Origin of the sequence: Amycolatopsis nivea (assembly GCF_004522235.1) — a bacterium.
GTDB classification, from domain to species: domain Bacteria; phylum Actinomycetota; class Actinomycetes; order Mycobacteriales; family Pseudonocardiaceae; genus Amycolatopsis; species Amycolatopsis nivea.
In genome coordinates this window covers 78470-93093 of the sequence record NZ_SDLT01000003.1, presented here as the reverse complement: position 1 = coordinate 93093, position 14624 = coordinate 78470, and the positions used below count along the sequence as shown (strand labels likewise).

Genomic DNA, 14624 nt, shown 5'->3' with positions numbered 1-14624 from the left:
CGTTCTCCGGATAGTCCGTGGCACGGGGACTGACAGGAGGATCCAGTGGACGAGAAGTACGACGTGGTGGTGGTCGGCGGCGGTGCGGCCGGGCTCAGCGGAGCGGTGGCGCTCGCTCGGTCGCGGCGGTCGGTGCTGGTCGTGGATTCCGGCGAACCGCGCAACGCGCCAGCGGGGCACGTGCACAACTATCTTGGTCGCGAGAGCACGCCGCCCGCCGAGTTGCTCTCGCTCGGGCGCGCGGAGCTGGCCGGGTACGGCGGCGAGGTCGTCGCGGCGACGGTGACCTCGGTTGCCAAGGGCGACAACGGGTTCGAGATCTCGCTGGCCGACGGGCGGCGCACGCGCGCGCGGCGGGTGCTGGTCGCGACCGGTCTCGTCGACGAGCTTCCCGAGGTCGCCGGGCTGGCGGCGCGGTGGGGACGCGACGTGCTGCATTGCCCGTACTGCCACGGCTGGGAGGTCCGCGACCGGGCGGTCGGCCTGCTGTCGACCGGCCCGATGACCGTGCACCAGGCGTTGATGTGGCGGCAGCTGACCGATGACGTGGTCGTTTTCCGGCACACGCACGGGGATTTCGACGAGGCTCCGCTGCTGGCTCGCGGGATCCGGATCGTGGACGGGGCGGTCGCCGCGGTCGAGGCCGAGGGCGACCAGTTGACCGGGGTGCGGCTCGAATCGGGCGAGGTCGTGGCGCGCGAGGCGTTGGCGGTCGCGGCGGCGGCCAGGACGCGGGCGGACTTTCTCGCGCCGCTCGGGATCGAGCCGGAACCGGTGGAGTTCAACGGTTTCGTGATCGGCACGCGGGTTCCCGCGGACGCGGCTGGGCGGACGTCGGTGCCCGGTTTGTGGGTGGCGGGGAACGTCACGGACATGCGGGCGCAGGTCGTCGTGTCCGCGGCGGCGGGGTTGATGGCCGGGGCGGCGATCAATGGCGAATTGGTCGAGGAGGAGGCCGCGGAGGCCGTGCGGCTGCGGGAAATGCCGTTCTCGCATGAGATGGAGAGGGAGGTTGCGCGGGCTAACGAGCGCCTCGCCGAGGACCGGGAGGGCGCGCGAGCCGACGAGCGCCACACCGAAGACCGCGAAGGCGCACGAGCCGACGAGCACCACACCGAAGACCGCGAAGGCGCACGAGCCGACGACCACCACGCGGAGGCACCGCCGTTCGATCGGGCTTCCTGGGAGGAGCGATATCGCTCGCAGGACGGAATGTGGAGCGGACGGCCGAACGATCAGCTCGTGACCGAGGCTCGCGGTCTCGAGCCGGGGCACGCGCTGGACGCTGGTTGCGGTGAGGGTGGCGACGCGCTGTGGCTCGCGCAGCAGGGCTGGCGCGTGACGGCGGTCGACTTCTCCACGACGGCCATCGAACGTGGACGCGTGCAGGCGGCGAAACTCGGGGTGGCGGACCGGATCACGTGGGTTGCGGCGGATTTGGGCGAGTGGGTGCCCGAGTCGAAGTACGACCTGGTGACGTCGCATTTTCTGCACATTCCGTCGACGGCCCGTACCGCCGCGTTCGCGCGGCTCGCGAACGCGGTGGCTCCGGGCGGCACGCTGCTGGTGGTGGGGCACGACCCCGCGGATCATCACGCCGGGCGGCCGCACATGCCAGACATGATGTTCACGGCGGAGGAAGTGGCGGAGACGCTGGATCAGTCGTGGGCGTCGGTGGCCGCGGACAATCGTGAAAGGCCTGCGGTCGGGGCGGAGATGGTGGTTCGGGACACCGTGCTGGTGGCTCGGAAGAGGTGACGGCTCCCCCGGTCTGGTTACGGGCAACCCTGCCAGACCGGGGGTTGGCCGCAGCTGGGTTGCTGAGGGGTGGCGTGAGGCAGCGCCGTCATGTCGGGGCGAGGTCGGCAGGGCTCGCGCGTCCGCATACAGAGGCGCCGGGGTCACCCGTTGACCCAGCATGAATCAGGCGTGGTGCACGGATTCCACGGTGCACAGGTGCGGATCGCTCTCGGCCAGGGCTAGGGCGGCGGACAGGTGGTCGCGGCATTCCGGGGCGGCGAGCATGGCCTGGAAATCCTCGGCGCTCGCCCACTGGGCGTAGTTCACCACGCGGGTGCCGTCGGTGCTCGCGTGGATGTTCGCGGACACGAAACCGGGCCGGTGGCGGATGACTTCCTCCGTCGCCGTCGTCAGGACCTCGACGAGGGCCCGCTGCTTGTCCGGGGCGACGGTGAAGACGTTCACCAGGGTGGCGACGTCGGCGTCGGTGCTGATGGTGGTGAGCGGCATCGGACTCTCCCTGTGACAGGTTCCTGACAAGGGCCATTATGTGTAAGGTTCCTGTCATGAGTCAAGAGACGACGCGGCGGCCGGGGTACCTCGTGAAGCGGGTGCAGCAGGCGTTCCGGCAGGCGTCCGACGAGCTCTTGCGGCCGATTGGGCTGTCGATGGCGCAGTACGCCGTGCTGGCGGCACTGGCGGAGAACCCGGGAGCGTCGTCGGCTGAACTCGCGCGGCATTGCTTCGTGACGCGGCAGTCGTTGCGGGACGTCCTGGCCGGGCTGAAGACGGCCGGGCTGGTCGCGGTTGCCGAGGAAGCGTCGACCGGGCGGGCGCGGCCGGTGCGGCTCACGGCGTCCGGCGAAGACCGGTTGAAAGAGGCGCATCGGCTGGTCGACCAGGTCGAGGAGCGGATGCTCGCCGGGATGCCGGAGGACGAGCGGCATCGCCTGGCTGAGCTGCTGAGCATCTGTTCGGAGAACCTGACGCCAGGAGACCGATGAGTTTTCGCTGCCCTGCCGGTCTACCTCGTTATTGAGCACACGAGGAGGACTCATGGGCAAGGTGTTGTGGCACGTCGCGATGTCGCTGGACGGGTTCGTCGCCGCGGACGGGCATGCGATGGACTGGATGTCGGGCGTGCGTGTCACGCCGGGGGTGCACGAGGAATCCATCGCGCGGATCGGGGCGATTCTGGGCGGACGGCGCGGGTTTGACGCGCTCGTCGCCCGCGTGCCCGGGGAGGTCGCCAGGCAGCCGTATGGCGGAGCGTGGAGCGGGCCCGTTTTCGTGCTCACCCATCATCCGGAGGACGCTCCGGCCGAGGACGGGGTGACGTTTCTCGGCTGCGACGTCCGGGAGGCGGTCGAGATCGGGCTCGCGGCGGCCGGCGGGAAGGATCTTGAGCTGCACAGCCAGGATATCGCGCGGCAATGCGTCGAGCTGGGGATTCTCGACGAGTTCCAGGTGCATCTCATGCCGGTGATGCTGGGCTCCGGGGTGCGGCTGTTCGACAATCCGGGCGGGAAACCGGTCCGGTGGGAACGGGTGCACGACGGGGATCCGGCGCTGGCGGTCGACCTGCGGTACCGGCTCGCCGCGCGACGCTGAATCCCGGTCAGCGGGACGAATCGGCCTACTAATGGCGTATGGCCTCCACAGGGTTATTGGTCTATACCATTTGGACAGGGGTTTACCGCCCCTCGGTCCTCACCGTGGAGGTTCCACCTATGCGTCTCCCCTCCCCCCGGAAACTGGCGGCCGCGCTCGGCGGGTTGCTGGCCGTAGCCGGACTCGCGGCGCCGCCGAGCACCGCGGCCGCGGCGAGCGGCTCGTCGATCGCGCTCGCGCCCTATGTGGACATGGGCGCGTGGCCGTCGCCTGTGCTGTCTTCGATGTCCCAGCAGAGCGGCATCAAGAGTTTCACCCTCGGCTTCGTCACCGGAGCTGCTTGCAAGGCCAGCTGGTTCGCTGCTTACGACCCGCGCCAGGGCTGGCAGTCCGACGAAATCGCGAAGATCCGCGCGGCGGGCGGAGACGTCAAGGTCTCGTTCGGCGGTGCGTCCGGCGTCGAGCTCGCGCAGGCGTGCGGGGACGTCAATTCGCTGGTCGGCGAGTACGAGGCGGTGATCAAAGCCTACGACCTCAAGTACATCGACGTGGACATCGAGGGCGCGGCGGTCGCCGACCCGGGTTCGATCAAACTTCGTTCGCAGGCACTGAAAAAGGTGCAGGACGACAATCCCGGGCTCAAGATTTCCCTGACGCTGCCGGTGCTTCCGACCGGGCTCACGTCGGACGGGCTGAACGTCGTGACCTCGGCGCGGGACGCGGGCGTCAATCTCGACCTGGTGAACGTCATGGCGATGGACTACTACCAGGGCTCCGGCGACCAGGGTGCCAAGGCGATCCAGGCGGCGCGATCCACGCAGGCGCAACTGAAATCGGCGCTCGGACTGTCCGATGCGGACGCTTGGCAGAAGGTCGGGCTCACGCCGATGCTCGGCGTCAACGATTCGCAGAACGAGATCTTCTACCCAAAGGACGCCAGCGCCGTGGTCAGCTTCGCGCAGAGTGTCCACCTGGGAATGCTGTCGTTCTGGGAACTCGGCCGGGACGCGAACGCGTGCAGCGGGCCGCTGTACCGGTGCACGAACATTTCCCAGCAGCCGTACGAATTCTCGAAGATCTTCGCCGGGTACTCCGGCTGAGGAGAAACGGAGCAGCCCGGGCCCGGCGCGGGACCCGGGCTGCTTCCGGCAAGGAACTCAGGGCAGGTAGTACATCGGGTTCGGCAGCTTCACCGGGCGGTCCGCGTAGCCGCCTTCGAGGTCGCTGAACTGGTCGCCGAGGTTGAGCACGATATGCGCGCCAGTCGACTGGATGTGTGCGCGGGTGCCCGACTTGTACTGGACGGTGGTGCAGGTCAGCCCGCACGGCAGGTAGTCCGGCGGGGTGGTCTTCGGCTTGAAGTACGCGCCGGCCGGGGTCGGGTAGCCCTCGTTGGCGAGGTTCTTGAGCGACTGCGGGCCCTGCTTGTCGTTGCGGCCGGTCAGGAAGTAGATCCGCACCCCGCGGTCGGCGGCCCACTTCGCCAGCTCCAGGACCGGCTTGTTGGCCTCGAACGTGCCGTCGTCGATGGCTTTCTGCTGCTTCACCGGGTCGAAGCCGAAGTCGTTGTCGGCTTCCCAGCCGTAGGTGACCTCGGACGTGTCGTCCACGTCGAGCACGATCGCCGGGTTCTTCACCTTCCCGAGCTTCTGCTGCAGGTACCGCTTCGCGTCGGCGACCACGCGCTTGGTGTCGGTGACGAACCGGCTGGTTTCGGAGTAGTGGTGCTTGCCGGACGCGTCGAGCCAGTCGCCGTAGTACGCCTTGACGTCGTTCTTCACCTGGCCGATGTTGGCCGGTTCGCGGCCGTGCGCGGCAGTGACGGCGTCGGACCCGGCCAGCGCGGTCGCGCCGCCTGCGACGGTGGCTCCGATGGCCGCGGCGGCGGCCAATTTGACGAGAGCGGGAAAACGAGACACAGCGACCCTCCAGTGATGATGCGTCAACCCGCAGAACTTACGCCGCGTTCCCCGGCTTGGGAACCCTCCATCGGGATGCGCTCGGCGCGGCACACGAACGCCACCGGCGACCGGCCGATCCGCGTCAGCACCACAGTGGACTCTTCGCGACCGCGCGGTTTCAGCTTGCGACGCAAGGCGTCCGGGTCTACGTCGAGGCCGCGGACGAGGATCTCCAGCCGTCCGACGTCGAGCTTCTTCAACGCCTGCCCGAGCGTCTTTTCCCGGTACGGCAACTGTTCGAGCACCCGGAAGGCACGCACTCCGGGCGGCGGCGTGTCGCCGGTGAGGTAGGCGATGCGTTCGTCCAGCTGCCACAAGCCGTGCCGCGCCGCGTAATGCCGCACGAGCCCGGCTCGGACGACCGCGCCGTCCGGATCGACGAGCCACTCCCCCGCCGCCCGCACGGGGATGTCGTCCGGCTCCGCGTCAGTGAGAGTCCACTGTGTACCGTCCGAACGCAACACTGTCGCGCGGCGGGTGACCCCGGACGAGAGCCCGCGCCACAGGCAGGCTTCGCGGACTTGGCCGTCGAGCGACACGAGTTCGACCTCGTCCGCCCACGGCGCGATGGAGAAATCCATGCCGGGCGCGCATTTCACCGACAGGATCCGGCCGGGATACGCGGCCACGAGTTCGTCGAGCGGCGGCAGGAAGTCGGCCGGACGCCATACCCGGCGACCCGCGGAGTCGCGGCGGGCGGGATCGGCGACCACAGCGGTGGTCCGGGAAATCGGCAGCAAGGCGTCGGCCCGGGCGATGAGCGGAGAGACTCCGGCAGCGGAAGCGTTGTGCTGAGCCATTTCCAGCCGTACGGGGTCCACATCGGACCCGACCGCCACCGAGGCGACGCGAGACAGTTCAACCAGGTCCGCGCCGACCGAGCAGGTGACGTCGTGCACCGGCAACCCCGCGAGCCGGGAAGCGCGATGCCAGGCCACTGGCGTAGCGCTCGCCTGCTGCAAGGCGTCGCCAGTGAACAGCCAATCCTCGGACGAAGCCAGTTTCAGAACCGATTTACGCCGCAGCGCAACGGTTTCCAGCACCGGGGAAGCGTGCTCCCCGGCCAGGCGACGAGCGGTCGTGACGTCCGCGATCCGCGAACCGTCCAATGTGGAGCACTCGGCGAGCGCCGCCCGTCCCGCGCCGGAGCGCAGGAAGGCGACGTCGTCGAGCGTGAAACTGTAGGGCAATTCAGGACGGCCGCTTGGTCCCGGTGATCATCACGTTGTAGAACAGCTCGCGCGGCAGCACCTTCGACAGCAGCTTCTTGTCCAAAGCGGACAGCCGCAGCCACAGGTGGTAGGCGAACAGCCGCCAGCGCACGGTGAGCTTCTCCTGCGGCACCGCGGCCTCGAAGGTGCGGATCGGCCAGCCGGCCAGCGCCGCCGAGAACTCCTCGGTGACCGCGCGGACGTCCTGGGCGCCGGCGCCGCGCGCCATCGCTTCCAGCTCCGACGGGTCGAAGGTGTGGATGTCGACCACGGCCTCCAGCGCCGCCGCGCGCGAGGATTCGTCCAATTCGGACTGCGGACGCCGCCAGCCGCTCAGCGCGGGCAGCTTGGTGATGTTCGTGGTCAGGTACCAGGTGAGCTGGCCGAGGCGGCGCGCGTAGCGGTCGCCGATTTTCGTCGGCTCGCCGGCGAACACGAACCGCCCGCCCGGCTTGAGCACGCGCAGCACCTCGCCGAACGCCTGGCGCACGTCCGGGATGTGGTGCAGCACCGCGTGCCCGACCACGAGGTCGAACGTGTTGTCGTCGTACGGGATCCGCTCCGCGTCGGCGACCCGGCCGTCGACGTCAACGCCGAGGCCCTCGGCGTTGCGCAGCGCGACCTGCACCATGCCCGGCGACAGGTCGGTGACCGAACCCTTCTTCGCGACGCCGCCCTGCATCAGGTTCAGCAGGAAGAAGCCGGTGCCGCTGCCCAGTTCCATCGCGTGCTGGTACGGCTGGCCGTCGTCGCCCGCCACCGCGTTGAACACGTCGGTGGCGTAGGAGATGCAGCGCTCGTCGTAGGAAATCGACCACTTCTCGTCGTACGTCCCGGCTTCCCAGTCGTGGTAGAGGACGTTCGCGAGCTTCGGGTCGGCGTAGGCCGCCTTGACCTCGTCTTCGGTGGCGTGCGGGTTCGGCGCCGGGTCGGACACGGAAGTCACTTCCCCTCGAAACTGGCCTTGCCGGGGCCGTTGTCGATGAACGACTGCATGCCGTTGCGCTGGTCCTCGGTCGCCCACAGCGCGGTGAACAGCTGCGTTTCGATCTTGAGGCCGGTCGCCAGGTCGACGTCGAGGCCGGAGTCGATCGCGGTCTTGGCCGCGCGCAGCGCCACCGCCGGGCCGTTCGCGAACTGCGAGGCCCACTTGCGCGCCGCCGCGTACACGTCGTCCGGGGCCACGACCTCGTCGACGATGCCGAGCTTGAGCGCCTCTTCGGCCTTCACGAACCGGCCGGTGAAGATCAGGTCCTTGGCCTTGCTCGGGCCGATCAGCCGGGTCAGCCGCTGCGTGCCGCCCGCGCCGGGGATGATGCCGAGCTGGATCTCCGGCTGGCCGACCTTCACGTTGTCGCCGGCGATCCGCCAGTCCGCGGTCAGCGCCAGTTCGAGGCCGCCGCCGAGGGCGTAGCCGGTGATCGCGCAGACGACCGGCTTCGGGATGTTCGCGACCCGGGCGAGCGACGCAGTCAGCTCGGCGCCGAACTTCGCGATCTCCGGGTACGTGCGGGACGCCATCTCCTTGATGTCCGCGCCGCCGGCGAAGGTCTTCTCGCCGCCGTAGAGGATCACCGCGCGCACGTCGTCGCGGTCGGACGCCTCGCGCGCGGCCTCGGCGAGCTCGGCCTGCACCTGGTTGTTCAGCGCGTTGACCGGCGGCCGGTCCAGCCGGATCGTGCCGACCCCGCCCTCGACCTCCAGGGTTACGAACTCTCCCACGCGAACTCCTCCTCGTTAACGGCGTTGACGCAGCGCCAGCAGGCTACCGGCCGGTAAGGCCAACCTAGCCGACCTACCTGCGGCGGGCGAAGAACCGCTCGCCCGAACGCTGCAGCACCAGGTCCTGGTCGAACGTCTTGGACAGGTTCTCGCTGGTGATCACGTCGTCCACCAGCCCGGACACCACCGCGCGGCCCTCGCGCAGCAGCAGCGCGTGGGTGAAGCCCGGCGGGATCTCCTCGACGTGGTGGGTGACCAGCACCATCGCCGGCGCGTCCGGGTCCATCGCGAGCACCGACAGCCGGGCCACGAGGTCCTCGCGGCCGCCGAGGTCGAGGCCCGCGGCGGGCTCGTCGAGCAGCAGCAGCTCCGGGTCGGTCATCAGCGAGCGGGCGATCAGCACGCGCTTGCGCTCGCCCTCGCTCAGCGTGCCGAACGTGCGCTCGGCCAGGTGCGCGATGCCGAGCGTGCCGAGCAGTTCGGTCGCCCGGTCGAGGTCCATCCGGTCGTACTGCTCGCGCCAGCGGCCCATCACCGCGTACCCGGCGCTGACCACGACGTCGGCGACGCGCTCGTCGCCGGGCACGCGCTGGGCGATCGCGGCGGAGGTGAAGCCGATGCGCGGGCGCAGGTCGAAGATGTTCACCTTGCCGATCCGGTCGCCGAGCAGGTCGACGGTGCCGGAGGTGGGGTGCAGTTCGGCGGCGGCCAGGCGCAGCAGGGTGGTCTTGCCGGCCCCGTTCGGCCCGAGCACCACCCATCGCTCGTCCAGCTCGACCGCCCAGTCGAGGGCCGCGAGGAGGTCGTTTCCGGTACGGCGGACGCCGACACCGGACATCCGCACGACGAGGTCGTCAGGATCGCTGGGCAGGATCGGCTCGCTCACGAGCCCATTGTGGCGGTCGCCCGGGCACGGACTCGCACCCGCCCGGGGCTAACGGCGCGCCGGGCGTCCAGCCGCTGGGACGAGCGGCCGTGATCGCGTGGCTGTGGCAGCATCCCCGGCATGTCCAGGTCCGCGCGCCCCGTGTTGTGGCGCCGTCGCGCGATCGACCTGCTCCTGGTGGCTTCCAGCGGATGTAGCCGGGCGCGGCACGCACGCTGATCTTCCGTCGGCGTGCCGCGCTGCCTCGCGTCCCGGCACCGACTCATTTCAGGAGCACCCGCGTTGACCACGTCCATCGTCCGTCCGGAAATCGAAATCCACCCCCAGCTGACCGATCCGCTGCTGCCCGAACTGCTGCACCCGTCGCGGCTGCTGTGGACGCCGCGCGAACTGGTCGATCTGACCCGCACGGTCACCACCGAACTGACCACCAGCCTGTGCGACGTCCTGCGCTTCGACGAGGACCGGCGCTGGTGGGCGCGCCTCGCGCTGACCGACGGCGTCGAACTGTGGCTGCTGTCGTGGCTGCCCGGCCAGGCCACGAAGCCGCACGACCACGGCGGCGCGTCGGGTTCGTTCACCGTGCTGCAGGGCGAACTCGGCGAGGAGTACCGCTACCCCGGCGGCCCGGTGCGCCGCCGCACGCACCTCGCGGGCCAGGGCATCGGCTTCGGCGCCGGACGCGCGCACCAGGTGCTGGGCGTCGGCAGCGAACCGGCGGCCAGCGTGCACGCCTACTCGCCGCCGCTGGTGTCGACGCGCGAGTACACGAGCCTCGCCGACGTGCCGAACGAGATCCCGCCGCTTCCTGCCATTGTGCGGTCATGAGCGCACTTGATGGTTTCCTCGCCGCCGCCCGGTCCACGCTGGACCGGGCGGACCCGGCGCGCGCCGCCGAACTGCAGGCCGACGGCGCGCTGATCGTCGACATCCGGCCGTACGCCAACCGGGTCGCCGAGGGCGAGATCCCCGGGTCGGTGGTGGTCGAGCGGATCCACCTGGAGTGGCGGCTGGCCCCGGAAAGCGAGTGGCGGCTGCCGGGGGTTTCGGCGGAGACGGTCGCGGTGGTGGTGTGCAACGAGGGGTACGCGTCGAGCCTGGCCGCGGCGGATCTGCAGCGGCTGGGGTTGGTGCGGGCTACGGATCTGGTGGGCGGGTTCCGGGCTTGGGCGGCGGCTGGGTTGCCGGTGCGGGAAGGCGGAACCCCGGCGGTCGATTGAGCTGGGTCGCGAGCGCCCCAATGTGGCATTGGGTGCGTCCCACGCACCGAACGCCACATTGGGTGCGTCAGATGCACCCAATGTGGCATTGGGGCGCGAGCGGGCTCAGGCGAGCACGACGCGCGCCAGTTCCGCCGGGCTGGCCAGCAGCGGATGCTTCGGCAGCACCCGCACCGTGTAGCCGACCGAACCCGCTCGGGGCAGGCGCAGGGTCGCGGCGAACGCGCCGATTCCGTCCGGTGTCATCGGGACCTGCACCGCGTCCGCGAGTTCGTCCCCGTCGCCGACCTGGCCCACTACGGCTTGGATGTCCACTTCGGACGGTTCGAGGCCCGCCAGGTCGATCCGGGCGCGGATGGTGACCTCGGTGCCCACCACGAGGCGTTCAGTGTGGTCGTACTGGAGTTCGGCGTCGAAGATCCGCACGCGCGGCCACGCGACTTCCAGTTTGGTGCGGTAGTCCGCCAGCGAAAGCGCGCCCTGGTGGCCGTTGTCGGTGGCGGCGGCGACCATCCTCGATGCGGGCAGATAACCGGAATCCACGTACTCGCGCACCATTCGCGACGCCTGCACGCGCGGGCCCAGCGTTTCGAGCGTGTGCCAGACCATCGCGAGCCAGCCGGTCGGCACGCCGTCCTCGCCGGTGTCGTAGTAGAGCGGCGCGATCTGCTGGCCGAGCAGGTCGTACAGTGCCGCGGCTTCGAGGTCGTCGCGGCGGAGCGGGTCGGTGACGCCGTCCGCGGTGGGGATGGCCCAGCCGTTCGAGCCGTCGTAGCACTCGTCCCACCAACCGTCCTTGATGGACAGGTTCAGGCCGCCGTTGAGCGCCGACTTCATCCCCGACGTGCCGCACGCCTCCAGCGTCCGCACCGGGTTGTTCAGCCACACGTCGCAGCCGCGGTAGAGGTAGCGGGCCATCGACATGTCGTAGTCCGGCAGGAAGACGATGCGGTGGCGCACCGCGGGATCGTCGACGAACCGCACGATCTGCTGGATCAGCTGTTTGCCGTTCTCGTCGGCGGGATGCGATTTGCCGCCGATCACGATCTGGATCGGCCGCTTCTCGTCCAGCAGCAGCGCGCGCAGCCGGTCCGGGTCGCGCAGCATCAGCGTGAGCCGTTTGTACGTCGGCACGCGGCGGGCGAAGCCGACGGTCAGCACGTCCGGGTCGAAAACGCGGTCGGTCCAGCCCAGTTCCAGCGCTGACGCGCCGCGCTGCATCCACGCCGCCCGCACCCGCCGCCGGACCTCGCCGACCAGCTTCCCCCGCAGTTCCCGGCGCAGTTCCCACAGCTGCTGGTCGCTGACGCCGTCGCGCAGCGAACTGTCCGGCGTGCGGCCCTCGTGGCCGAACTCCTCGTGGTTGCCGCCGAGCAGCGCGCTCAGCTCGCGCGCCACCCAGGTCGGCCCGTGCACGCCGTTGGTGATGGACGCGATCGGCACCTCGGCGTCGTCGAAACCGGGCCACAGCCGGGAAAACATCCGGCGCGTGACGCGGCCGTGCAGCTTGGAGACGCCGTTCGCCCGTTGCGCCAGCCGCAGTCCCATGTGCGCCATGTTGAACAGGCCTGGGTTGTCCTCCGCGCCGAGTTGCAGCACGCGGCGGACGTCGACGTCCGGGACGAGCCTGCCGTCGGAGAAATACCGCTGCACGAGGTCGACCGGGAAGCGGTCGATGCCCGCGCTGACCGGCGTGTGCGTGGTGAACACGGTGCCGGCGCGGACCGCGGGCAGCGCCTCGTCGAAGGCGAGACCGTCGGACTGGATGATCTCGCGGGCGCGCTCCAGCCCGAGGAATCCGGCGTGGCCCTCGTTGGTGTGGAACACCTTCGGCTGCGGATGCCCGGTCAGCTCGCAGAACTTCCGCACCGCGCGGAACCCGCCGATGCCGGCCAGGATCTCCTGCCGGATCCGGTGGTCGGCGTCGCCGCCGTAGAGCCGGTCGGTGACCGAGCGGAGGTCCTCGTCGTTGGCCTCGATGTCGGTGTCGAGCAGCAGCAGCGGGATCCGGCCGACGCGCGCCCGCCACATCTGCGCGCGCAGGTCGCGTCCGCCGGGCATGGCGACCTCGACCAGCACCGGGCGGCCGTCCTCGGTGACCAGCTCCAGCGGGAAGGCGTTCGGGTCGATCACCGGGTAGTGCTCGACCTGCCAGCCGTCCAGCGACAGGCCCTGGCGGAAGTAGCCGGACCGGTACAGCAGGCCGACGCCGACCATCGGGACGCCGAGGTCCGAGGCCGCCTTGAGGTGGTCGCCGGCGAGCACGCCGAGGCCGCCGGAGTAGTTCGGCAGCGCCTCGGTGACCCCGAATTCCATCGAGAAGTACGCGACCGCCTGGGGAAGGCCGTCGTCGGTGCGCCGCTGGTACCAGCGCGGTTCGGTGAGGTAGCGCTCCAGCCCGGCCGCGGCCTCGCGGGTGCGGTCCAGGAAGTCCTCGTCCTTGGCCAGTTCCTCGAGCCGCTCCGGCGGCAGCGCGGTGAGCATGCGCAGCGGGTCGCGGATCTTGTTGAACAGGTCGGCGTCCATCGAGGCGAACAGGTCGCGCGTCGGCGGATGCCAGGTCCAGCGAAGGTTGGTCGCGAGTGCCCCGAGCCCGGCGAGCGGCTCGGGCAGGCTGGCACGGACGGTGAACCGGCGGACTGCACGCATGGTCAGCGACGATATCCGGCCCGCTTCGCCCGCGCTCGCACCCCACTTCGGGGATTGCCGCCACGTTCCGCCATCCGGGTCAGTAATGTCCCGGTTCGTTGTCGGACGCGGATGGGGAACGAGGGAACATGAGCCGAGGGGGACGCCGGTACGCGCTGGTCGCGCTGGTCGCGGCGACCGTGCTGGGGACAGCCGCGTGCGGGGACAAGACTCCGGCGGCGACGCCGGGAGCCGGGAACGTCGCCGGCCTGCCGGTCACGCACTTCGAGAGCGGGCTGCGGACCGACGCGCCGCGGCCGGACCTGCGGGTGCGCAACGCCAGCGGCGGCGAGGACGACCAGCTCGCCACCGCCGCGATCGCGGACGTGCAGGCGTACTGGACCGAGGCGCTGCCCGCGGAGTTCGGCGGCAAGCGGTTCGAGCCGGTCAAATCGCTGCTGTCCTACGACTCGAAGCACGATACCGAGGACACCGCGTGCGGCAGCGTCAAGCAGCTGGTGAACGCGTTCTACTGCGCGGGCGACGATTCGGTGGCGTGGGACCGCGGCGTGCTGCTGCCGATGCTGCGCAAGCGGTTCGGGCCGATGTCGGTGGTGACCGTGCTGGCGCACGAGTTCGGCCACGCGATCCAGTACCGGCTCGGGGCGACCGCGGGGATTTCGAAGTCGACGCCGACCGTGGTGAAGGAACAGCAGGCGGACTGCTTCGCCGGCGGGTACTTCCGGTGGGTCGCCGAGGACAAGAGCAAGTTCTACCGGGTGTCGACCGCCGAGGGGCTCGACCAGATCATGGCGGCGATGTTCTTCATCCGCGACCAGGCCGGGACCAGCGCGACGGACCGGCAGGCGCACGGCACGGCCTTCGACCGGACGTACGCGTTCCAGGCCGGGTTCGAGAAGGGGCCGAAGGAATGCGCGGCGATGAACGCGCAGAACGTGCAGAAGCGGTTGACCGAGCGGCCGTTCGACTCGGGCGACAAGGGCAAGGGCGACGCCCCGTTCGACGAGCAGCGGGTGGCGAAGCTGAAGGGCAGCCTCGACGAGGCGTTCCGGGAAGCGGGCGTGCAGGGGCCGCAGTTCCGGGCCGGGTCGGGCAGCTGTCCCGGCGGGCCGAGCACGCCGCCCGCGTCTTATTGCCCCAACGACAACACGGTGGTTTTCGACCAGCGGGCGCTGGAGAAGCTGGCCGAGCCGGTGGACCAGGAAGCCGAGATGGCCGGCCGGCCCGGGGGCGGGCTGGGCGACTTCGCCGCCTTCGCCGAACTGGCGTCGCGGTACGCCATCGGGGTCCAGAAGGGCGTGGGGGCGTCGATCGACACGCCTAACGCCGGGTTGCGCACGGCTTGCCTCGTGGGGGCCTGGGCGGCGTTCTCGAACCACCCGACCGGCGAGGTGCGGCTGAAGCTGTCGTCCGGCGACCTGGACGAGGCGATCGCGGATCTGCTCCGGCCGGACGGGCTGGTGTCGGCGAACGTGAACGGGGAGCGGCCGGACAGCGGGTTCGACCGGGTCGAGGCGCTGCGGCGGGGCTATCTCGAGGGGTCGTCTTCCTGCTCGAAGCAGTACCCCTGAGCCAGACAGAAAAAGGGCCGCACCGGAACGCTCCGGTGCGGCCCTTTTCGTCA

14 protein-coding genes are annotated in these 14624 nt (G+C 70.1%); 7 read left to right on the top strand and 7 right to left on the bottom strand.

Annotation, left to right across the window (positions count from 1 at the left end; translation table 11 throughout):
* Positions 1-45: 45 nt before the first annotated feature.
* A complete protein-coding gene (locus tag EIZ44_RS04450; RefSeq protein WP_134727805.1) occupies positions 46-1758 on the top strand; it encodes a bifunctional NAD(P)/FAD-dependent oxidoreductase/class I SAM-dependent methyltransferase in 1713 nt (570 codons plus the stop codon).
* A gap of 165 nt (positions 1759-1923) precedes the next feature.
* Here EIZ44_RS04450 and EIZ44_RS04445 read toward each other — a convergent pair whose 3' ends face one another.
* Complete coding sequence (locus EIZ44_RS04445) at positions 1924-2250, bottom strand: putative quinol monooxygenase (RefSeq protein ID WP_134727804.1); 327 nt, start codon at positions 2248-2250, stop codon at positions 1924-1926.
* Between the two features lie 56 nt (positions 2251-2306).
* On the opposite strand from EIZ44_RS04445, the gene EIZ44_RS04440 reads away from it, so the two are divergent.
* From EIZ44_RS04440 to EIZ44_RS04430, 3 genes are all read left to right on the top strand, one after another.
* Positions 2307-2744, top strand: a complete 438-nt coding sequence (locus tag EIZ44_RS04440) for a MarR family winged helix-turn-helix transcriptional regulator (RefSeq protein ID WP_134727803.1) — start codon at positions 2307-2309, stop codon at positions 2742-2744.
* Positions 2745-2796: 52 nt separating this feature from the next.
* Positions 2797-3351, top strand: coding sequence for a dihydrofolate reductase family protein (locus EIZ44_RS04435; RefSeq protein WP_134727802.1), 555 nt, complete (start codon positions 2797-2799; stop codon positions 3349-3351).
* Between the two features lie 119 nt (positions 3352-3470).
* Positions 3471-4451 (top strand): chitinase, encoded by a 981-nt coding sequence (locus tag EIZ44_RS04430; protein WP_205670315.1) that lies wholly within the window; start codon positions 3471-3473, stop codon positions 4449-4451.
* A gap of 57 nt (positions 4452-4508) precedes the next feature.
* Here the strand turns inward: EIZ44_RS04430 and EIZ44_RS04425 are convergent, their stop codons facing one another.
* The 5 genes from EIZ44_RS04425 to EIZ44_RS04405 all read right to left on the bottom strand — a co-directional run bounded on the left by EIZ44_RS04425 (position 4509) and on the right by EIZ44_RS04405 (position 9131).
* Positions 4509-5270: an HAD family acid phosphatase gene (locus EIZ44_RS04425; protein ID WP_043839175.1), complete on the bottom strand. Its 762-nt coding sequence runs from the start codon at positions 5268-5270 to the stop codon at positions 4509-4511.
* Between the two features lie 23 nt (positions 5271-5293).
* Entirely contained in the window at positions 5294-6502 is a 1209-nt protein-coding gene (locus EIZ44_RS04420) for a class I SAM-dependent methyltransferase (protein ID WP_134727800.1), read from the bottom strand.
* A gap of 1 nt (position 6503) precedes the next feature.
* Positions 6504-7469 (bottom strand): class I SAM-dependent methyltransferase, encoded by a 966-nt coding sequence (locus EIZ44_RS04415; protein WP_134669922.1) that lies wholly within the window; start codon positions 7467-7469, stop codon positions 6504-6506.
* Positions 7466-8245: an enoyl-CoA hydratase/isomerase family protein gene (locus tag EIZ44_RS04410; RefSeq protein ID WP_101435362.1), complete on the bottom strand. Its 780-nt coding sequence runs from the start codon at positions 8243-8245 to the stop codon at positions 7466-7468. Before EIZ44_RS04410 ends, EIZ44_RS04415 begins: the two co-directional genes overlap by 4 nt.
* Before the next feature lie 73 nt (positions 8246-8318).
* The gene (locus tag EIZ44_RS04405) at positions 8319-9131 is read right to left on the bottom strand and encodes an ABC transporter ATP-binding protein (RefSeq protein WP_134669924.1); all 813 of its coding nucleotides are present in this window, start codon (positions 9129-9131) and stop codon (positions 8319-8321) included.
* A gap of 282 nt (positions 9132-9413) precedes the next feature.
* Between EIZ44_RS04405 and EIZ44_RS04400 the strand changes: the two genes are divergently transcribed.
* Positions 9414-9959, top strand: coding sequence for a cysteine dioxygenase (locus tag EIZ44_RS04400; RefSeq protein ID WP_134669926.1), 546 nt, complete (start codon positions 9414-9416; stop codon positions 9957-9959).
* The gene (locus EIZ44_RS04395) at positions 9956-10351 is read left to right on the top strand and encodes a rhodanese-like domain-containing protein (RefSeq protein WP_134669929.1); all 396 of its coding nucleotides are present in this window, start codon (positions 9956-9958) and stop codon (positions 10349-10351) included. The genes EIZ44_RS04400 and EIZ44_RS04395 overlap by 4 nt, the downstream gene beginning before the upstream one ends.
* A gap of 105 nt (positions 10352-10456) precedes the next feature.
* Here the strand turns inward: EIZ44_RS04395 and glgP are convergent, their stop codons facing one another.
* Positions 10457-13000 carry an alpha-glucan family phosphorylase gene (gene glgP / locus EIZ44_RS04390; RefSeq protein WP_043839182.1) on the bottom strand — a complete coding sequence of 848 codons (2544 nt, stop codon included), beginning with the start codon at positions 12998-13000 and terminating at the stop codon, positions 10457-10459.
* Between the two features lie 128 nt (positions 13001-13128).
* Here glgP and EIZ44_RS04385 point away from each other — a divergent pair, with 128 nt between their 5' ends.
* Positions 13129-14571, top strand: coding sequence for a neutral zinc metallopeptidase (locus EIZ44_RS04385; RefSeq protein WP_037811879.1), 1443 nt, complete (start codon positions 13129-13131; stop codon positions 14569-14571).
* The last annotated feature ends 53 nt before the right edge of the window (positions 14572-14624 follow it).